The following is an 18,261-nucleotide window of genomic DNA, read 5'->3' on the forward strand; positions in this document are numbered from 1 at the left end:
ACAAAAAGCGCAAGCAAAAGCGCGGCGTTCAGCCTTGACGCTGTTTGTGGCGCGGATCAGAGCTGCAAATCACGCGCACAACGCCCTTGCGCTTGATGATCTTGCAATTGCGGCAAATGCGCTTAACCGATGCCATCACTTTCATGATATTACCCTTTTTTCAAATCACTTCGCCCGGAACACGATCCGTGCACGAGACAGATCGTAAGGCGTCAATTCAACCGTAACCTTGTCGCCCGGCAGGATGCGGATGTAGTGCATCCGCATCTTTCCAGAAATGTGTCCCAGGACGACATGGCCATTTTCCAATTTCACCCGGAAAGTAGCGTTGGGCAGGTTTTCGATCACCTCGCCCTGCATCTGGATTACATCGTCTTTGGCCATAGTCCTTAATTAACGCATCGGGACATTGCCGCCCTTGAAGTTTGCCTTCTTGAGCAGCGATTCATATTGTTGCGACATAACGTACGACTGCACCTGAGCCATGAAGTCCATCGTGACGACGACAATGATCAGCAGCGACGTTCCACCAAAATAAAACGGCACGTTCCAGCGCAACACCAAGAACTCAGGCAACAGGCACACGAACACAATGTAGATCGCACCGGCCAGCGTCAAACGCGTGAGGATGCGGTCGATATACCGTGCAGTCTGATCGCCCGGACGGATACCCGGAACGAATGCACCGCTCTTCTTCAAGTTGTCGGCGGTTTCCCGGCTGTTGAACACCAGTGCGGTGTAAAAGAAGCAGAAGAAAACGATCGCCAACGCATACAGCAGCACGTACACCGGTTGACCGGGCTTAAGCGCCTCGGCCACGCCGTGCAGCGTGTTCGCGAACCAGTTGGTGCGCGTACCCGAACTGAACCAGTTCAGGATGGTTGCCGGGAAGAGGATGATCGACGACGCGAAGATCGGCGGAATCACACCCGACATGTTGAGCTTCAGCGGCAGATGGGACGACTGTCCGCCGTAAATCTTGTTACCGACCTGGCGCTTCGCGTAGTTCACGAGGATCTTGCGCTGACCGCGTTCGATGAACACGACCAGATACGTGACCGCCGCGATCAGCACGACGATGATGATCGCCGAGATGATGCTCATCGAACCGGTGCGGACCAACTCGAACAGACCGCCGATCGCGTTCGGGAAACCCGCCGCGATACCACCGAAGATGATGATCGAGATGCCGTTGCCGAGACCGCGCTCCGTGATCTGCTCACCCAGCCACATCAGAAACATCGTGCCCGTCACCAGCGTGACGACCGTCGTCAGCCGGAACACCATGCCGGGGTCCAGCACCAAAGCGGGCTGATTCTCCAGCGCCACCGCGATACCAAACGCCTGGAAGGTCGCGAGCACCACGGTGAAGATACGCGTGTACTGCGTGATCTTCCGCTGCCCCGCCTGCCCTTCCTTCTTCAACGCCTCCATCTGCGGCGACACGATCGACAGCAACTGCATGATGATCGACGCCGAAATGTAGGGCATGATGCCCAGCGCAAAGATCGTGAATCGCGACAGCGCGCCACCCGAGAACATGTTGAACATGCCAAGGATGCCGCCCGACTGGCTCTGGAACAGCTTGGCCAGTTGATCCGGATCGATGCCGGGAACCGGAATGTGCGCACCAATGCGGTAGACGATCAGCGCCAGCAGCAGGAACACTGCACGCCGACGCAGATCGCCGAATTTCGCCGCGCTTCGACCGGGTTTTGCGAGACTCGGGCTGTTAGCCAAGAACCTTCTCCGATGCTAGTGCTAGTAACGGCGAAAGCGCGTTACTCGGCGAACGAGCCGCCAGCGGCTTCGATTGCCTCACGGGCGCCCTTCGTTGCCGTCAGGCCCTTCACCGTGACCTTGCGGCTGATCTCGCCGGTCTTGATGATCTTCGCGCTCTTGATGAGCTCGCCGACCAGACCCGCTTGCTTCAGCGCCAAGAGATCGATTTCGTCGACCGGCAGCTTCTCGAGATCCGAGAGGCGCACTTCACCGACGAATTCCTTCGTCAGCGAGGTAAAGCCGCGCTTCGGCAGACGACGCTGCAGAGGCATCTGACCGCCTTCGAAGCCGACCTTGTGAAAGCCGCCCGAACGCGATTTCTGACCCTTGTGGCCGCGGCCCGCGGTCTTGCCGAGGCCCGAACCGATCCCGCGACCGACGCGACGCTTAGCGTGCTTCGCGCCTTCCGCCGGCTTCAGGTTATTCAATTCCATGTTCAACTCCTTGGATCCGTGGTCGGCCGCTTAGGCGATGACCTTAACGAGGTACGAGACCTTGTTGATCATCCCGCGCACTGCCGGCGTGTCCTGCAGCTCGGAGACCGAGTTCAGGCGACGCAGGCCGAGGCCACGCACCGTTGCGCGGTGCGATTCGCGGGTCCCGATCAGGCTCTTGACGAGCTGAACCTTGACAGTTTTTTCAGACATGGTGCCCACCTTAGCCCAGAATGTCTTCGACGGACTTACCACGCTTCGCCGCGATGTCGGCCGGAGTCGACTGCTTGCGCAGGCCATCCAGCGTCGCACGGACGAGGTTGTACGGGTTCGTCGAACCGTGGCTCTTGGCCACAACGTTTTGCACGCCCATCACGTCGAACACTGCGCGCATCGGACCGCCAGCGATCACGCCGGTACCGTCCTTCGCCGGAGCGAGGAGGACCGCCGAAGCGCCGTGCTTGCCGTGAACTTCGTGTTGCAACGTGCCATTCTTCAGGGGCACCTTGAACATATTGCGGCGGGCTTGTTCCATTGCCTTTTGAACGGCAACCGGAACTTCCTTCGCCTTGCCCTTGCCCATGCCGACGCGGCCATCGCCGTCGCCAACCACGGTCAGTGCGGCGAAGCCGAGAATACGGCCACCCTTCACGACCTTGGTCACGCGGTTGACCGAAATCATCTTTTCGCGCAGGCCGTCGTCGCGTTCGTCAGCCTGAACTTTCGCTTGCATCTTTGCCATGACGAATTCTTCCCTTAGAACTTGAGCCCGGCTTCGCGCGCCGCATCAGCCAGCGCCTTCACGCGGCCGTGGTAGCGGAAACCCGAGCGGTCAAAGGCGACGGATTCGATGCCGGCAGCCTTGGCCTTTTCGGCAATACGCTTGCCGATCAGGGTTGCAGCGTTGATGTTGCCGCCCTTGCCCGACTTGTCGGCCAGCTCTGCGCGCACTTCGGCTTCGAGCGTCGAGGCGCTTGCGAGCACCTTGGTGCCGCACGCCGAGAACACTTGCGCGTAGATGTGCGTATTCGTGCGATGCACGGCGAGACGCGCGACCTGCAGCTCAGCGATCTTGATACGCGTCTGACGAGCGCGGCGCAGGCGAGATTGAGTCTTATCCATGATTGCGCACCCTTACTTCTTCTTCGTTTCTTTGAGGATCACGACCTCGTCGGAATAGCGCACGCCCTTGCCCTTGTAGGGCTCCGGCGGACGATAGCCGCGCACTTCCGCCGCGACTTGTCCGACTTTCTGCTTGTCGATCCCCTTGATCACGATTTCGGTCTGCGACGGGGTTTCAGCCTTGATGCCTTCCGGCATCTGGTGCACCACGGGGTGCGAGAAACCCAGCGACAGGTTCAGCTTGTCGCCTTGCGCTTGCGCACGATAACCGACGCCAACCAGCGTCAGCTTGCGCTCGAAACCCTTAGTGACGCCGTGCACCATGTTCGCCACCAGGGCGCGCATCGTGCCGGACATCGCATTCGCTTCACGGCTTTCGTTGGCCGGCGCGAAGTTCAGCGTACCGTTGTCGTTCGCCACGGTCACCAGCGGGTTGCCCGCTTGCGAGATCGTGCCGAGCGGCCCCTTGACGGTGATGACGTCGCCCTTGACGGCCACTTCCGCGCCTTGCGGCAGCGCGATCGGGCTTTTACCTACTCGAGACATGTTTCTTCTCCCTTCGGCGTTAAGCGACGTAGCAGATGACTTCGCCGCCGACGCCGTTCTGGCGCGCCTTGCGGTCGGTCATCACACCCTTCGGCGTCGACACGATGGCAACGCCCAGGCCGTTCATGACCTGCGGGATGTCGTTGCGACCGCGGTACACGCGCAGACCGGGCTTCGACACGCGCTCGAGGCGCTCGATCACCGGACGGCCTGCGTAGTACTTCAACGCGATATTCAATTCCGTCTTCGCACCTTCAGCCTTCACTGCGAAGTCGTCGATATAACCTTCGTCCTTCAAAACCTGCGCAATCGCAACCTTGACTTTCGACGAGGGCATAGTCACCGAAACCTTCTCGACCATCTGCGCATTGCGGATGCGAGTCAGCATATCGGCGATAGGATCACTCATGCTCATTTATGTTTCTCCTATTACCAGCTCGCCTTGGTGAGGCCAGGGATTTCGCCGCGGAATGCGATTTCGCGGATCTTGTTACGCGCAAGTCCGAACTTGCGGAACGTGCCACGCGGGCGACCCGTGATTGCGCAGCGGTTACGCTTGCGAGTCGGGTTCGAGTTACGCGGCAGTTGTTGCAGCGCGAGGCGAGCGAAGTAACGCTCTTCGTCCGACTTGCTCGAGTCTTCGATCACAGCCTTCAGTTCAGCACGCTTCGGAGCGTACTTCGCGGCCAGGCGTGCGCGCTTCTTTTCACGTTCGATCAGTGCCAGTTTAGCCACGGTAACCTCAGTTTCTGAACGGGAACTTGAAGCCGGCGAGCAGCGCCTTTGCTTCGTCGTCAGTCTTCGCGGTGGTCGTGATGCTGATGTTCAGCCCACGCAGCGCGTCGATCTTGTCGTAGTCGATTTCGGGGAAAATGATCTGCTCTTTCACACCGATGTTGTAGTTGCCACGACCGTCGAATGCACGGCCCGACACGCCACGGAAGTCGCGCACGCGGGGCAGCGCAACCGTCACGAAGCGGTCCAGGAATTCGTACATCGCTTGACCGCGCAGCGTCACCATCGCGCCGATCGGGTAGCCCTGACGAATCTTGAAGCCTGCGATTGCCTTGCGCGCCTTCGTGATAACCGGCTTCTGGCCGGCGATCTTCGTCAGGTCGCCCACGGCGTTTTCGATGATCTTCTTGTCAGCGACGGCTTCGCCAAGGCCCATGTTCAGGGTGATCTTGGTGATGCGCGGCACTTCCATGATGGACTTGTAGCCGAACTTTTCGACGAGTTGCGGCACAACCGTTTCTTTATAAATCTCTTGCAGACGAGCCATTTTTTAACTCCGCATCAGGCGTTGAGCGTGGCGCCGGTCGACTTCAAGAAGCGAACCTTCTTGCCGTCTTCGACCTTGATGCCAACACGCGATGCCTTGCCGTTCGCGTCGACGAGTGCGACGTTCGAAATGTGCAGCGGCATCGACTTGGCTTCCACACCGCCCGTCGTACCCTTCATCGGGTTCGGCTTCACGTGCTTCTTGACGAGGTTGATACCCTCGACGGTCACACGGTCTTCCGCAACGGCCAGCACGGTGCCGCGCTTGCCCTTGTCCTTGCCGGTGATGACGATGACTTCGTCACCCTTGCGAATCTTGTTCATCGCGACTCCTTACAGCACTTCCGGCGCGAGCGAAACGATCTTCATGAATCGTTCGCTACGCAGTTCACGCGTCACCGGCCCGAAAATACGCGTGCCGATCGGCTCGAGCTTGGTATTCAAGAGGACAGCGGCATTGCCGTCGAACTTGATCAGCGAGCCATCCTGGCGACGCACGCCCTTGGCCGTGCGAACGACCACGGCGTTGTAGATTTCGCCCTTTTTCACGCGTCCGCGCGGCGTCGCTTCCTTGACGGTCACCTTGATGATGTCGCCAATGCTAGCGTAACGACGCTTCGAGCCGCCGAGCACCTTGATGCACATGACTTCACGCGCACCCGTGTTGTCGGCCACTTCAAGCCGAGTTTCGGTCTGGATCATGGTTTATCTTTCCCAACTTAATCCGGTCGCACCACCATGGCACATCCGGTCAGTCTTGGTCCCGTCAGCCAATCGGCTGCTTGGGTTAGAACAGGCAGCGAAGGCAGACGAAACCCGCCATCGCAATCCGGTGAATCTGTCGATACAGGCTGGCGCCCGAACCGGCTTCCCCCACCAATTTCGCCCGCGACGGGGCTCCCACAAAGAGGGAAGACCGAGATTATAACAAATAATCCCGGTCTTGCAAGCGAAACTTACTGCGACACTACTTACTGCATCGCGATACTTCAGCTTTAGATCACGCGAGCCGCTTCGAGCAGCTTCGACACAACCCAGGCCTTCGTCTTCGAAATCGGACGGGTTTCCTGGATTTCGACGAGATCGCCTTCGTTGTACGTGTTCGCGTCATCGTGCGCGTGGTACTTCTTCGAGCGCACAACGTACTTGCCGTAGATCGGGTGCTTCACACGGTGCTCGACCAGCACGGTAACCGTCTTGTCCATCTTGTTGCTGACGACCTTGCCGACCAGCGTCCGCTTGAGCGAGGTTTTTACGCTATCGTTCATTTCTGGTTCGCCTTTTCAGTCAGGACAGTCCGCACACGTGCGATGTCGCGACGAACCTTCTTCAGCTGGCTCGTGTTCGTGAGCTGCTGGGTCGCGAGTTGCATGCGCAGGCCGAATTGCGCCTTAAGCAGGTCCGACAGCTCTTTGTTGAGCGCCGCCTGGTCCTTCTGGTGAAGTTCAGATGCCTTCATCGTTTACTCCTTAGGCGCCGAGCTGGCGGATGACGAAGTTCGTCTTCAGCGGCAGCTTGGCTGCAGCCAGACGGAACGCTTCGCGCGCCAGTTCTTCGGAGACACCGTCCATTTCGTACAGCATCTTGCCCGGTTGAATTTCAGCGACGTAGTACTCCGGGTTACCCTTACCGTTACCCATACGCACTTCTGCCGGCTTTTGCGAAATCGGCTTGTCCGGGAAAATGCGGATCCAGATCCGGCCGCCACGCTTGATGTGACGCGTCATGGCACGACGCGCCGCTTCGATTTGACGCGCGGTCAAACGGCCGCGACCGATAGCCTTCAGGCCATATTCACCGAACGACACCGCGTTGCCGCGCGTCGCCTTGCCGGTGTTACGACCCTTCTGCTCTTTGCGATACTTTCTGCGTTTCGGTTGCAGCATCGTTATTCTCCACTCTTCGCGTCACCGCCGGCGCCGCCACGACGGGGGCCGCCGCGGCGTGCACCAGCCGGCGCACCTTCACCGTCACGACGCGGACGGCGATCGCCACCCGGACGTGCGTTGCGACGCGGACGCTTCTCTTCCGCGACTTCTTCCACTACCGGCGCTTCGTTGCGGCCGAGCGTGTCGCCCTTGTAGACCCACACCTTCACGCCGATGATGCCGTACGTGGTCTTCGCTTCGGACGTCGCGTAGTCGATATCGGCGCGCAGCGTATGGAGCGGCACGCGACCTTCGCGATACCACTCGGTACGAGCGATTTCGATACCGTTCAGACGGCCCGCGCTCATGATCTTGATGCCTTGGGCGCCAAGACGCATCGCGTTTTGCATCGCGCGCTTCATCGCACGGCGGAACATGATCCGGCGCTCGAGCTGCTGCGTGATGGAATCGGCGATCAACTGAGCATCGGTTTCCGGCTTGCGGATTTCTTCGATGTTCACGTGAACCGGAACGCCCATGCGCTTCTGCAGCTCGGACTTGAGCGACTCGATGTCTTCGCCCTTCTTGCCGATCACGACACCCGGACGCGAGCTGAAAATCGTGATGCGCGCGTTCTTTGCAGGACGCTCGATCACGACGCGGCCGACGGACGCGTTCTTCAGCTTCTTCTTCAGGTATTCACGAACACCGATGTCTTCCTGCAACATCGCCGCGAAATTGTTGTTGTTCGCGTACCAGCGCGAAGCCCAATTGCGGCTGACGGCCAAACGGAAGCCAGTCGGATGAATTTTCTGTCCCATCGTATGGCTCCTTAATTCCCGACCGTCACAGTGATGTGACAGGATTGCTTCTCGATGCGGTTACCGCGACCCTTTGCGCGTGCGGTGAAACGCTTCAGCGAAGCGGCCTTGTCGACGTAGATGCTCGTGATCTTGAGCTCGTCGATATCGGCGCCTTCGTTGTGTTCCGCATTCGCGATCGCAGACAGCACGACCTTCTTGACGATACCCGCCGCCTTCTTCGGCGAGAACGTCAGGACGTTCAGCGCCTTGTCGACCGGCAAACCACGAATCTGGTCAGCCACAAGGCGCGTTTTCTGCGCCGAGATGCGGGCACCGCGATGAATTGCTTTCACTTCCATCTTGATAGCCCCTTATTTCTTGGCCTTCTTGTCGGCCGCGTGACCCTTGAACGTACGGGTCAGTGCGAACTCGCCAAGCTTATGGCCGACCATGTTTTCCGTGACGTACACCGGAACGTGCTGACGGCCGTTGTGGACGGCGATCGTCAGACCGATGAAGTCCGGCAGAATCGTCGAACGACGCGACCAGGTCTTGATCGGCTTCTTGTCACGCGTGGACGCAGCCGCCTCAACTTTCTTCAGCAAATGAGCGTCGCAGAACGGACCTTTTTTAGCAGAACGTGTCATTGCCTACTCCTTAACGCTTGTGACGGCGCTGGACGATCATCGTCGTCGTGCGCTTATTGCTGCGGGTGCGATAGCCCTTCGTCGGCGTGCCCCACGGGCTCACCGGATCGCGACCTGCAGCCGTGCGGCCTTCACCACCACCGTGCGGGTGATCGATCGGGTTCATCGCAACACCACGCACCGTCGGACGGATACCGCGCCAGCGGTTTGCACCGGCCTTACCGATTTGACGGAGGCTGTGCTCTTCGTTACCGACTTCACCGATGGTTGCACGGCACTCGACGTGCACGCGGCGGATTTCACCCGAACGCAGACGAACCTGCGCGTAGATGCCTTCACGTGCCAGCAGCATGGCCGACGTACCAGCCGAACGCGCGATCTGCGCGCCTTTGCCCGGCAGCATTTCGATGCAGTGGATCGTCGTACCGACCGGAATGTTGCGGATCGGCAGGGTGTTGCCTGCGCGAATCGGCGCTTCCGAACCGGACATCAGCTGCGCGCCGACCGCCACGCCCTTCGGCGCGATGATGTAGCGACGCTCGCCGTCTGCGTACAGAACCAGCGCGATGTTCGCGCTACGGTTCGGGTCGTACTCGAGACGCTCGACCTTTGCCGGGATGCCGTCCTTGTTGCGACGGAAATCGACGATACGGTAGTGCTGCTTGTGACCGCCACCTTGGTGACGCGTGGTGATGCGACCGTTGTTGTTACGGCCCGCCGACTTGGATTGCGAGTCGAGCAGCGCAGCATGCGGCTTGCCCTTATGCAGATCCTTGTTGACGATCTTGACCATCGCGCGGCGACCCGGCGAGGTCGGCTTAACTTTCACGATTGCCATGATTACTTGGCCTCCGCTTCAAAGTTGATTTCCTGGCCGGGCTTCAGGCAGACGTACGCCTTCTTCACGTCCTTGCGCTTGCCGTTGAAGCGGCCAAAGCGCTTGGCTTTGCCCTTCGTGACGAGCACGTTGACGGAATTGACTTCGACCTTGAACAGCAGCTCGACAGCAGCCTTCACTTCCTGCTTCGTGGCGTCCGGCGCGACTTCGAACACGACTTGTTCGTTCTTGTCGGCAACCAGCGTCGCCTTTTCGGAGATCACCGGCGCGAGCAGAACTTGCATCAAACGATGATCGTTTTTGCGAACTTCGCTCATGACAGCAACTCCTCGATCTGAGCGACCGCAGCCTTCGTGATCAGCACTTTCTTGAAGTAGATCAGCGAGAGCGGGTCGGCGTAACGCGGCTCGACAACCGCCACGTGGGCCAGGTTGCGCGACGCGAGGTACAGGTTTTCGTCGACCGTATCGGTGATGACCAACACGGAATCGAGACCCATCGCCTTGAATTTATCAGCCAACAGCTTGGTCTTCGGCGCTTCGAGCGCGAGATCCTCGACCACCGAGATGCGGCCTTCGCGAGCCAACTGCGAGAAGATCGAGCAGAGGCCTGCGCGATGCATCTTCTTGTTGACCTTGTGCGAGAAGTTTTCTTCCGGCGAGTTCGGGAAAATGCGACCACCGCCACGCCACAACGGGCTCGACGACATACCGGCACGAGCGCGGCCCGTACCCTTCTGGCGCCACGGCTTCTTCGTGGTGTGCTTGACCTGCTCACGATCCTTCTGAGCGCGGTTGCCGCTACGTGCGTTCGCCTGATAAGCGACGACGACTTGGTGAATCAGGGCTTCGTTGTAATCGCGACCGAACACGACGTCCGATGCGGTCACGCCAGCGCCTTCCTGACCATTGGCATTCAGGAGCTTAAGTTCCATTATTTCGCTCCTTTCGCAGCACGGGTCTTGACGGCGGGGGTCACGAAGACCTTGCCGCCCTTCGCACCCGGAACAGCACCGCGGACGAGCAGCAGATTGCGCTCAGCGTCGATGCGGGCGATTTCGAGATTCTGGACCGTGACGGTCACGTCACCGAGGTGACCCGTCATGCGCTTGCCGGGGAACACGCGACCCGGATCCTGCGCCATACCGATCGAACCCGGAACGTTGTGCGAACGCGAGTTACCGTGCGATGCGCGGCCCGAAGCGAAGTTGTAACGCTTGATGGTACCGGCGTAGCCCTTACCGATCGACGTGCCTTGCACGTCAACCTTCTGGCCGACTTCGAAAATGTCCGTACCGATGACGGCGCCGTTCGACAGTTCACCTGCCTTGGCGGTATCGATATGGAATTCGCGGAGGATTTCACCAGCTTGAACGCCGGCTTTGGCGAGGTGACCCGCCAACGGCTTCGTCACGCGCGAAGCGCGGCGAGTACCGAATGCAACCTGAACGGCGGTATAACCATCCGTTTCAACGGTCTTGATCTGCGTCACACGGTTGTCCGACACGTCCAGCACGGTGACAGGGATCGAGTCCCCCTCAGGCGTGAAGATACGGGTCATGCCAACCTTGCGACCTACGAGTCCAAGGCTCATCGTTTTCTCCATTCCCGACTGCGATTGGTCGGGGCTGATTTCAAAATGTCCGCCCTGCTACGAGAAACAAGGCGCACTTTTTTGCGCAAATGCGCGAAAAGCCTTGGAGTATAACAAGGCTTTTCGTTTTCTGCAAGCAATCAAAGACTTAGCTCCGTCCGAGACGCCGGCGGAGCTTTGTAGGCTTACTGCAGCTTGATTTCGACGTCGACACCAGCCGGCAGGTCGAGCTTCATCAGTGCGTCGACGGTCTTGTCCGTCGGGTCGACGATGTCCATCAGGCGCTGGTGCGTGCGGATTTCGAGCTGGTCGCGCGACGTCTTGTTGACGTGCGGCGAACGCAGGATGTCAAAACGCTGAATACGCGTCGGCAGCGGCACCGGGCCACGGACGATCGCGCCAGTCCGCTTCGCCGTATCGACGATCTCGGCTGCCGACTGGTCGATCAGGCGATAGTCGAAAGCCTTCAGACGAATGCGGATTTTCTGGTTCTGCATGACGATTCCTTAGAAAAAGAGCGAGGCGGTATTGCGCCGCCGATTTGGCAAAAGAGCGAGGGGCCAGGCATTCGCTGAGGGCGAACACCCGGCCCCGGTCACATCACTTCTGTACTGCTACTGCAAGAAAGACCGAGATTTTACTCGATAATCTTCGCAACGACACCTGCGCCGACGGTACGGCCGCCTTCGCGGATTGCGAAGCGCAGACCTTCTTCCATGGCGATCGGGGCGATCAGCTTGACCGTGATCGACACGTTGTCGCCCGGCATCACCATTTCCTTGTCCTTCGGCAGCTCGATCGAGCCCGTCACGTCCGTCGTACGGAAGTAGAACTGCGGACGGTAGTTGTTGAAGAACGGCGTGTGACGGCCGCCTTCGTCCTTGCTCAGCACGTACACTTCAGCGGTGAAGTGCGTGTGCGGCGTGATCGAACCCGGCTTGGCCAGCACTTGGCCGCGCTCGACGTCTTCACGCTTCGTGCCGCGCAGCAGGATACCGACGTTGTCGCCCGCTTGACCCTGGTCGAGCAGCTTGCGGAACATTTCCACGCCCGTGCAGGTGGTCTTCACCGTCGGCTTGATACCGACGATTTCGATTTCCTCGCCGACCTTGATGACGCCGCGCTCGACGCGACCCGTCACCACCGTGCCGCGACCCGAGATCGAGAACACGTCTTCCACCGGCATCAGGAACGCGCCGTCAACTGCGCGCTCCGGCGTCGGGATGTACGTGTCCAGCGCGTCGGCCAGGCTCATGATCGCCACTTCGCCGAGTTCGCCCTTGTCGCCTTCCAGCGCGAGCTTGGCCGAACCCTTGATGATCGGCGTGTCGTCGCCCGGGAAGTCGTACTTCGACAGGAGTTCGCGCACTTCCATTTCGACGAGCTCGAGCAGTTCGGCGTCGTCCACCATGTCGCACTTGTTCAGGAACACGATGATGTACGGCACGCCGACCTGACGGGCCAGCAGGATGTGCTCGCGCGTTTGCGGCATCGGGCCGTCAGCGGCCGAGCACACCAGGATCGCGCCGTCCATCTGCGCGGCGCCCGTGATCATGTTCTTCACGTAGTCGGCGTGGCCCGGGCAATCGACGTGTGCGTAGTGGCGGTTAGCCGTTTCGTACTCGACGTGCGCGGTGTTGATGGTGATGCCGCGAGCCTTTTCTTCCGGCGCCGCGTCGATCTGGTCGTACGCCTTGGCTTCGCCGCCGAACTTGGCGGTCAGCACCGTCGTGATCGCCGCCGTCAGCGTGGTCTTGCCGTGGTCAACGTGACCGATCGTGCCCACGTTCACGTGCGGCTTGGTCCGCTCGAATTTACCTTTTGCCATGATTACCTTCTTTCAAAGTTTGGTTATCGGTTAAAGCTTGTGGCTTGCGCCGAATGACTTGCGGGTATTACTTACCCTTGGCGTTGATGATCGCGTCGGCGACGTTACGCGGAGCTTCAGCGTAGTGCTTGAATTCCATCGTGTACGTTGCACGGCCTTGCGTCAGCGAGCGCAGCGAGGTCGAGTAGCCGAACATTTCCGACAGCGGCACTTCGGCGCGAACGATCTTGCCGCCGCCAACCATGTCTTCCATGCCCTGGACGATACCGCGACGGCCGGACAAATCGCCCATCACGTTGCCCATGTAGTCTTCCGGCGTTTCGACTTCCACGGCCATCATCGGTTCGAGGATGACCGGGCTTGCTTTGCGCATTGCTTCCTTGAAGGCCATCGAGCCGGCCATGCGGAACGCGTTTTCGTTCGAGTCCACGTCGTGGTACGAACCGAACGTCAGATGCACCTTCACGTCCACAACCGGGAAGCCTGCCAGCACGCCCGACTTCAGCGTTTCCTGGATACCCTTGTCCACGGCCGGGATGTATTCGCGCGGAATCACGCCGCCCTTGATCTCGTCCAGGAACTCGTAGCCCTTGCCCTGCTCGTTCGGCTCAAGCGTGATGACCGCGTGACCGTACTGGCCGCGACCACCCGACTGCTTGACAAACTTGCCGTCGACGTCAGCCGCCGTCGTGCGAATGGTTTCGCGGTACGCAACCTGCGGCTTGCCGACGGTCGCTTCCACGCCGAATTCGCGCTTCATGCGGTCGACCAGAATTTCGAGGTGGAGCTCGCCCATGCCCGAAATGATGGTCTGGCCCGATTCTTCGTCCGTTTGCACGCGGAACGACGGGTCTTCCTGCGCCAGACGGTTCAGCGCCAGGCCCATCTTTTCCTGGTCAGCCTTGGTCTTCGGCTCGACAGCCTGCGAAATAACCGGCTCCGGGAAGATCATGCGCTCGAGCACGATCGGGTTCTGCGGATCGCACAGCGTGTCGCCCGTGGTGGCTTCCTTCAGGCCGACGGCCGCCGCGATATCGCCCGCGCGCACTTCCTTGATTTCTTCGCGCTGGTTCGCGTGCATCTGCAGAATACGACCGAGACGTTCCTTCTTGTCCTTGGTCGCGTTCAGCACGGTGTCACCCGAATTCACGACGCCCGAGTACACGCGGAAGAAGATCAGCTGACCGACGAACGGGTCCGTCATGATCTTGAACGCGAGTGCCGAGAACTTCTCGTCGTCGGCAGCACGGCGCTCGGCCTTCTCGCCGCTTTCGAGCTCGCCCGTAACCGGCGGAATGTCGACCGGCGACGGCAGGAAGTCGATCACGGCGTCGAGCATGCGCTGCACGCCCTTGTTCTTGAACGCGGTGCCGCACAGCATCGGCTGGATTTCGCACGCGATGGTCCGGTCACGGATCGCCTTCACGACTTCCGCTTCCGACAGCTCTTCGCCGCCGAGGTACTTTTCCATCAGCTCTTCGCTGGCTTCGGCAGCCGACTCGATCATCTTCTCGCGCCACTCGTTGCACGTGTCGACGAGTTCAGCCGGGATGTCGACGTAGTCGAACTTCGTGCCTTGCGACGCTTCGTCCCAAATGATCGCCTTCATCTTCAGCAGATCGACGACGCCCTTGAAGTTTTCTTCCGAGCCGATCGGCACGACGACGGGCACCGGGTTCGCCTTCAGACGCGTCTTCAGCTGGTCGTAGACCTTGAAGAAGTTCGCGCCGGTACGGTCCATCTTGTTGACGAACGCGAGACGGGGAACCTTGTACTTGTTCGCCTGACGCCACACCGTTTCCGACTGCGGCTGCACGCCGCCCACTGCGCAGTAGACCATGCACGCGCCGTCGAGAACGCGCATCGAGCGCTCCACTTCGATCGTGAAGTCGACGTGTCCCGGCGTGTCGATGATGTTGATGCGGTGCTCGGGATAGTTGCCGCCCATGCCCTTCCAGAAGGCCGTGGTAGCAGCCGACGTGATGGTGATGCCGCGCTCCTGCTCCTGCTCCATCCAGTCCATCGTTGCTGCGCCGTCGTGAACTTCACCGATCTTGTGGTTCACGCCCGTGTAAAACAAGATGCGCTCGGTCGTCGTCGTTTTGCCGGCGTCGATGTGAGCGCTAATACCGATGTTGCGGTAGCGCTCGATAGGTGTCTTGCGAGCCACTTGGGATCCTTTATTCGGTCGACGCGCCGACTCAATCAATGAGCCGGCAGCGCCCTAACACAAACGGGCGAGGCGCCGAACTAGCGCACCCGCCCTGATTTTTCCGTTGCCCTATGAGCGGGAGCTTAGAAACGGAAATGCGAGAATGCCTTGTTAGCCTCTGCCATGCGGTGAACTTCGTCGCGCTTCTTCATCGCGCCGCCGCGGCCTTCGGCCGCTTCGGAGAGCTCACCTGCCAGGCGCAGGGCCATCGACTTTTCGCTGCGCTTCTTCGCGGCTTCGCGCAACCAACGCATCGCCAATGCCATACGACGCGAGGGACGCACTTCGACCGGAACTTGATAGTTCGCACCACCAACGCGACGGCTCTTCACTTCGACCACCGGCTTCACGTTGTTGAGCGCGACCGTGAACACTTCCAGCGGGTCCTTGCCACCCTTGGTCTGGATCTGTTCAAAAGCGCCGTACACGATGCGCTCGGCAACCGACTTCTTGCCGGACAACATCAGCACGTTCATGAACTTGGCTACATCTACGTTGCCGAACTTCGGATCCGGCAATACTTCCCGCTTGGGGACTTCGCGACGACGCGGCATGATTCTTCCTTTACTTTTTCAGTTGGAGCGCTTTTTTCGCTCCGCGGCCACCAACTAACCCGATCCATCTCTCGACTAAACCAGCTTGGCCGGGTGACCACTTACTCGACAGCACCGGCACATCCGGCACTACCGCATTAACCGCCTTGCGGCGACCTGAAACTACTTCGACTACTCGAACCGGCGATTACTTGCCAGCCTTGGCACGCTTCGCACCGTACTTCGAGCGAGCCTGCTTACGATCCTTGACGCCCTGGGTATCCAGCGAGCCGCGGACCATGTGGTAACGCACACCCGGCAAGTCCTTCACACGACCGCCGCGAATCAGCACGACCGAGTGTTCCTGCAGGTTGTGGCCTTCACCACCGATGTACGAAATGACTTCGAAGCCGTTCGTGAGACGAACCTTGGCAACTTTACGAAGTGCCGAGTTCGGCTTCTTCGGCGTCGTCGTGTACACGCGGGTGCACACGCCGCGACGCTGCGGGCAGTCCTGCAGGGCCGGCGACTTGCTCTTCGTCGTTTCCGACGCGCGGCCTTTGCGAACCAGTTGATTGATGGTTGGCATCGTTTAATCCTAAAAATGAACAAAATCGGCGCAATTCCGAACGGGCAAAGCGAAGGAATCGCGCGTCTGACTTTCTCGTGAATGGCTCTTACTTGCGCGGACCCCGCGTTGAACAGGATCCCGAAATGCGCCAAGAACGAGAACCTAGCATGATATTCTGAAAATGCCAATGCGGTCAATACGTTGCGTGAAATCCTGGCTCACTCGCCGATGCAACCTCAGTCCGCGCCGACCACGTCGAGCAGTTCGTCGCCGAAACGCTCGAGTTTGCGAACGCCGATGCCCGGAATGTGCCGCAAGTCGTCGATCGTATCGGGATCACTCCGCGCGATTTCGGCGAGCGTCGCGTCGTGGAAGATCACGTACGCGGGCACGCCGTCGGTTTTGGCGGTCTCGGCGCGCCATGTGCGCAAGCGATCCCAGCGCGCTTTCTCGCGCGGCGACATGCCTGCGGTGGGATCGGCGCGCTCGCCGGTTCGGCCAGATGACTGCCGGTTGCGCACCGGTTTCACGTACTTGCGCAGCGTGACGCGCTCTTCGCCCTTTAGGACGGGCTTGCTGGCGTCGGTCAGGACGAGCGCGCCGAACCCGTCATGATCGACGGCAAGAAAGCCAAATGCGACCAGCTGCCTGAAAACCGCGCGCCACTCCGGCTCGGAAAGGCTCGCGCCGACGCCGAAGGTGGACAGCTTGTCGTGCCCGCGCTGCAAGACCTTCTCGCTACGCGTGCCGCGCAGGATGTCGATCAGATGCCCCGCGCCGAAGTGGAAACCACTGGCCTTCTGCGCGCGATACACGCACGACAGCGCCATCTGCGCCTCGCGCGTCGCGTCCCACGACGCGGGCGGTTCCAGACACGTATCGCAATTGCCGCACGGCGTGCTGGTCTCGCCGAAGTACGCGAGCAGGCGCACGCGGCGGCACGTCGCGGCTTCGCATAGACCGAGGAGCGCGTCCAGCTTGCCCGTCTGCACGCGCTTGTGCGCGTCGTCGGCGTCGGATTCGTCGATCATCTTGCGCTGCTGCACGACATCGCCCAGGCCGTAGGCCATCCACGCGTTCGCGGGCAGACCGTCGCGGCCCGCGCGGCCGGTTTCCTGGTAATAGCCTTCGACGCTCTTCGGCAAATCCAGGTGCGCGACGAACCGCACGTCCGGCTTGTCGATGCCCATGCCGAACGCAATCGTCGCGCACATCACGATGCCCTCTTCGCGCTGGAACATCTCCTGATGCTTCTGGCGCGTCTCGAACTCCATGCCGGCGTGGTACGGCAGCGCGCGAACGCCCTGCCCCTTGAGCCAGTCGGCGGTTTCCTCCACCTTCCGGCGCGAGAGGCAATAGACCACGCCGGCGTCCGTCGTGCCGTCCTTGTTCGTGTGCTCGGCGCGAATGAAGTCGAGCAGTTGCGAGCGCGCGTTGTCCTTCTCGACGATCCGATAGCGGATGTTCGGCCGGTCGAAGCTCGACACGAAGATGCGTGCGTCGTCGAGGGCGAGGCGGTGCACGATTTCATCGCGCGTGATGGCGTCCGCCGTCGCGGTCAGCGCGATGCGCGGCACGTTCGGGAATCGCTCGTGCAGCACGGACAGCTGAATGTATTCAGGCCGGAAGTCGTGGCCCCATTGCGAGACGCAGTGCGCCTCGTCGATCGCAAAAAGCCCAACCGGCGAGCTTCCGAGCAGATCGAGAAACCGCGGCGTCATGAGACGCTCGGGCGCGACGTACAGCAGATCGATGCTGCCGTTGCGCAACGCGCGCTCCGTCGCGGCGGCCTCGGCGCCCGAAAGCGTCGAATTGAGATACGCCGCCCGCACGCCCAGTTCGGTGAGCGCGGCAACCTGATCCTGCATCAGCGCAATTAGCGGCGAAACGACGATGCCCGCGCCGAAGCCCGCCTCTTTGCGCACCAGCGACGGAATCTGATAGCACAGCGACTTTCCGCCGCCCGTGGGCATCAACACGAGCGAATCACCGCCGTTGGCGACATGTTCGACGATTTCCGCCTGCTGTCCGCGAAAGGCCGGATAGCCGAATACTTCGTTGAGAATTTCGAGCGGACGGGACATAAAAGAAGCGCGAACTGCGGCGTGGAGGTTAACGAATTCTATCAACGCGAGCGCGCGCGCCCACGCGTGAATCGCAACGTTAGCCGTTCGGCCGACGCGCGAGAACGAAAAGAAGCAGC

29 protein-coding genes are annotated in these 18,261 nt (G+C 60.3%); all 29 read right to left on the reverse strand.

Annotated features, from left to right (window positions below; all coding sequences use genetic code 11):
- Nucleotides 1-28: 28 nt before the first annotated feature.
- Nucleotides 29-145, reverse strand: a complete 117-nt coding sequence (gene rpmJ, locus JYK05_RS11990; protein WP_004199844.1) for a 50S ribosomal protein L36 — start codon at nucleotides 143-145, stop codon at nucleotides 29-31.
- A gap of 20 nt (nucleotides 146-165) precedes the next feature.
- Entirely contained in the window at nucleotides 166-384 is a 219-nt protein-coding gene (gene infA / locus JYK05_RS11995) for a translation initiation factor IF-1 (RefSeq protein WP_004521905.1), read from the reverse strand.
- A gap of 9 nt (nucleotides 385-393) precedes the next feature.
- On the reverse strand, nucleotides 394-1,740 hold the full coding sequence (gene secY / locus JYK05_RS12000; protein WP_175946454.1) for a preprotein translocase subunit SecY: 1,347 nt from the start codon (nucleotides 1,738-1,740) through the stop codon (nucleotides 394-396).
- 41 nt (nucleotides 1,741-1,781) lie between these two features.
- Nucleotides 1,782-2,216 (reverse strand): 50S ribosomal protein L15, encoded by a 435-nt coding sequence (gene rplO / locus JYK05_RS12005; RefSeq protein WP_175946452.1) that lies wholly within the window; start codon nucleotides 2,214-2,216, stop codon nucleotides 1,782-1,784.
- A 30-nt stretch (nucleotides 2,217-2,246) separates the two neighbouring features.
- Nucleotides 2,247-2,429: a 50S ribosomal protein L30 gene (rpmD, locus tag JYK05_RS12010; RefSeq protein ID WP_006400644.1), complete on the reverse strand. Its 183-nt coding sequence runs from the start codon at nucleotides 2,427-2,429 to the stop codon at nucleotides 2,247-2,249.
- Nucleotides 2,430-2,439: 10 nt separating this feature from the next.
- On the reverse strand, nucleotides 2,440-2,958 hold the full coding sequence (rpsE, locus tag JYK05_RS12015) for a 30S ribosomal protein S5 (protein WP_061170928.1): 519 nt from the start codon (nucleotides 2,956-2,958) through the stop codon (nucleotides 2,440-2,442).
- A gap of 14 nt (nucleotides 2,959-2,972) precedes the next feature.
- Nucleotides 2,973-3,338 carry a 50S ribosomal protein L18 gene (rplR, locus tag JYK05_RS12020; RefSeq protein ID WP_035967614.1) on the reverse strand — a complete coding sequence of 122 codons (366 nt, stop codon included), beginning with the start codon at nucleotides 3,336-3,338 and terminating at the stop codon, nucleotides 2,973-2,975.
- A gap of 12 nt (nucleotides 3,339-3,350) precedes the next feature.
- Complete coding sequence (rplF, locus tag JYK05_RS12025; protein WP_175946450.1) at nucleotides 3,351-3,884, reverse strand: 50S ribosomal protein L6; 534 nt, start codon at nucleotides 3,882-3,884, stop codon at nucleotides 3,351-3,353.
- Between the two features lie 19 nt (nucleotides 3,885-3,903).
- Nucleotides 3,904-4,299 carry a 30S ribosomal protein S8 gene (rpsH, locus tag JYK05_RS12030; protein WP_035967610.1) on the reverse strand — a complete coding sequence of 132 codons (396 nt, stop codon included), beginning with the start codon at nucleotides 4,297-4,299 and terminating at the stop codon, nucleotides 3,904-3,906.
- A 14-nt stretch (nucleotides 4,300-4,313) separates the two neighbouring features.
- On the reverse strand, nucleotides 4,314-4,619 hold the full coding sequence (gene rpsN / locus JYK05_RS12035; protein WP_175946448.1) for a 30S ribosomal protein S14: 306 nt from the start codon (nucleotides 4,617-4,619) through the stop codon (nucleotides 4,314-4,316).
- A 7-nt stretch (nucleotides 4,620-4,626) separates the two neighbouring features.
- Nucleotides 4,627-5,166: a 50S ribosomal protein L5 gene (gene rplE, locus JYK05_RS12040; RefSeq protein WP_159837176.1), complete on the reverse strand. Its 540-nt coding sequence runs from the start codon at nucleotides 5,164-5,166 to the stop codon at nucleotides 4,627-4,629.
- 14 nt (nucleotides 5,167-5,180) lie between these two features.
- Entirely contained in the window at nucleotides 5,181-5,489 is a 309-nt protein-coding gene (gene rplX / locus JYK05_RS12045) for a 50S ribosomal protein L24 (protein WP_175946446.1), read from the reverse strand.
- A 9-nt stretch (nucleotides 5,490-5,498) separates the two neighbouring features.
- The gene (gene rplN, locus JYK05_RS12050) at nucleotides 5,499-5,867 is read right to left on the reverse strand and encodes a 50S ribosomal protein L14 (protein ID WP_006998478.1); all 369 of its coding nucleotides are present in this window, start codon (nucleotides 5,865-5,867) and stop codon (nucleotides 5,499-5,501) included.
- 293 nt (nucleotides 5,868-6,160) lie between these two features.
- Nucleotides 6,161-6,433: a 30S ribosomal protein S17 gene (rpsQ, locus tag JYK05_RS12055; protein ID WP_035933074.1), complete on the reverse strand. Its 273-nt coding sequence runs from the start codon at nucleotides 6,431-6,433 to the stop codon at nucleotides 6,161-6,163.
- The gene (rpmC, locus tag JYK05_RS12060; RefSeq protein WP_007180130.1) at nucleotides 6,430-6,624 is read right to left on the reverse strand and encodes a 50S ribosomal protein L29; all 195 of its coding nucleotides are present in this window, start codon (nucleotides 6,622-6,624) and stop codon (nucleotides 6,430-6,432) included. Before rpmC ends, rpsQ begins: the two co-directional genes overlap by 4 nt.
- A 10-nt stretch (nucleotides 6,625-6,634) precedes the next feature.
- Nucleotides 6,635-7,051, reverse strand: coding sequence for a 50S ribosomal protein L16 (gene rplP / locus JYK05_RS12065; protein ID WP_035967605.1), 417 nt, complete (start codon nucleotides 7,049-7,051; stop codon nucleotides 6,635-6,637).
- A 2-nt stretch (nucleotides 7,052-7,053) separates the two neighbouring features.
- Entirely contained in the window at nucleotides 7,054-7,854 is an 801-nt protein-coding gene (gene rpsC / locus JYK05_RS12070; protein ID WP_175946444.1) for a 30S ribosomal protein S3, read from the reverse strand.
- An 11-nt stretch (nucleotides 7,855-7,865) separates the two neighbouring features.
- The gene (gene rplV, locus JYK05_RS12075) at nucleotides 7,866-8,195 is read right to left on the reverse strand and encodes a 50S ribosomal protein L22 (RefSeq protein ID WP_007730533.1); all 330 of its coding nucleotides are present in this window, start codon (nucleotides 8,193-8,195) and stop codon (nucleotides 7,866-7,868) included.
- A 12-nt stretch (nucleotides 8,196-8,207) separates the two neighbouring features.
- Entirely contained in the window at nucleotides 8,208-8,483 is a 276-nt protein-coding gene (gene rpsS / locus JYK05_RS12080) for a 30S ribosomal protein S19 (protein WP_008343850.1), read from the reverse strand.
- A 10-nt stretch (nucleotides 8,484-8,493) separates the two neighbouring features.
- Complete coding sequence (rplB, locus tag JYK05_RS12085) at nucleotides 8,494-9,321, reverse strand: 50S ribosomal protein L2 (RefSeq protein WP_175946441.1); 828 nt, start codon at nucleotides 9,319-9,321, stop codon at nucleotides 8,494-8,496.
- Between the two features lie 2 nt (nucleotides 9,322-9,323).
- Complete coding sequence (rplW, locus tag JYK05_RS12090) at nucleotides 9,324-9,638, reverse strand: 50S ribosomal protein L23 (RefSeq protein WP_035967599.1); 315 nt, start codon at nucleotides 9,636-9,638, stop codon at nucleotides 9,324-9,326.
- Entirely contained in the window at nucleotides 9,635-10,255 is a 621-nt protein-coding gene (gene rplD, locus JYK05_RS12095) for a 50S ribosomal protein L4 (RefSeq protein ID WP_175946439.1), read from the reverse strand. The genes rplW and rplD overlap by 4 nt, the downstream gene beginning before the upstream one ends.
- Complete coding sequence (rplC, locus tag JYK05_RS12100; RefSeq protein ID WP_175946437.1) at nucleotides 10,255-10,914, reverse strand: 50S ribosomal protein L3; 660 nt, start codon at nucleotides 10,912-10,914, stop codon at nucleotides 10,255-10,257. Before rplC ends, rplD begins: the two co-directional genes overlap by 1 nt.
- Nucleotides 10,915-11,099: 185 nt before the next feature.
- Nucleotides 11,100-11,411 carry a 30S ribosomal protein S10 gene (rpsJ, locus tag JYK05_RS12105; RefSeq protein ID WP_006998489.1) on the reverse strand — a complete coding sequence of 104 codons (312 nt, stop codon included), beginning with the start codon at nucleotides 11,409-11,411 and terminating at the stop codon, nucleotides 11,100-11,102.
- Between the two features lie 140 nt (nucleotides 11,412-11,551).
- Nucleotides 11,552-12,742 carry an elongation factor Tu gene (tuf, locus tag JYK05_RS12110; protein WP_175946421.1) on the reverse strand — a complete coding sequence of 397 codons (1,191 nt, stop codon included), beginning with the start codon at nucleotides 12,740-12,742 and terminating at the stop codon, nucleotides 11,552-11,554.
- A 67-nt stretch (nucleotides 12,743-12,809) separates the two neighbouring features.
- A complete protein-coding gene (fusA, locus tag JYK05_RS12115; protein WP_206467146.1) occupies nucleotides 12,810-14,912 on the reverse strand; it encodes an elongation factor G in 2,103 nt (700 codons plus the stop codon).
- A gap of 125 nt (nucleotides 14,913-15,037) precedes the next feature.
- Complete coding sequence (rpsG, locus tag JYK05_RS12120) at nucleotides 15,038-15,508, reverse strand: 30S ribosomal protein S7 (protein WP_006053291.1); 471 nt, start codon at nucleotides 15,506-15,508, stop codon at nucleotides 15,038-15,040.
- A 187-nt stretch (nucleotides 15,509-15,695) separates the two neighbouring features.
- Nucleotides 15,696-16,076, reverse strand: coding sequence for a 30S ribosomal protein S12 (gene rpsL, locus JYK05_RS12125; protein ID WP_006998493.1), 381 nt, complete (start codon nucleotides 16,074-16,076; stop codon nucleotides 15,696-15,698).
- A gap of 218 nt (nucleotides 16,077-16,294) precedes the next feature.
- Nucleotides 16,295-18,142, reverse strand: coding sequence for a DNA helicase RecQ (gene recQ / locus JYK05_RS12130; RefSeq protein ID WP_206467147.1), 1,848 nt, complete (start codon nucleotides 18,140-18,142; stop codon nucleotides 16,295-16,297).
- Nucleotides 18,143-18,261 lie beyond the last annotated feature (119 nt).

This window comes from Caballeronia sp. M1242 (assembly GCF_017220215.1).
Taxonomy (GTDB): Bacteria; Pseudomonadota; Gammaproteobacteria; order Burkholderiales; family Burkholderiaceae; genus Caballeronia.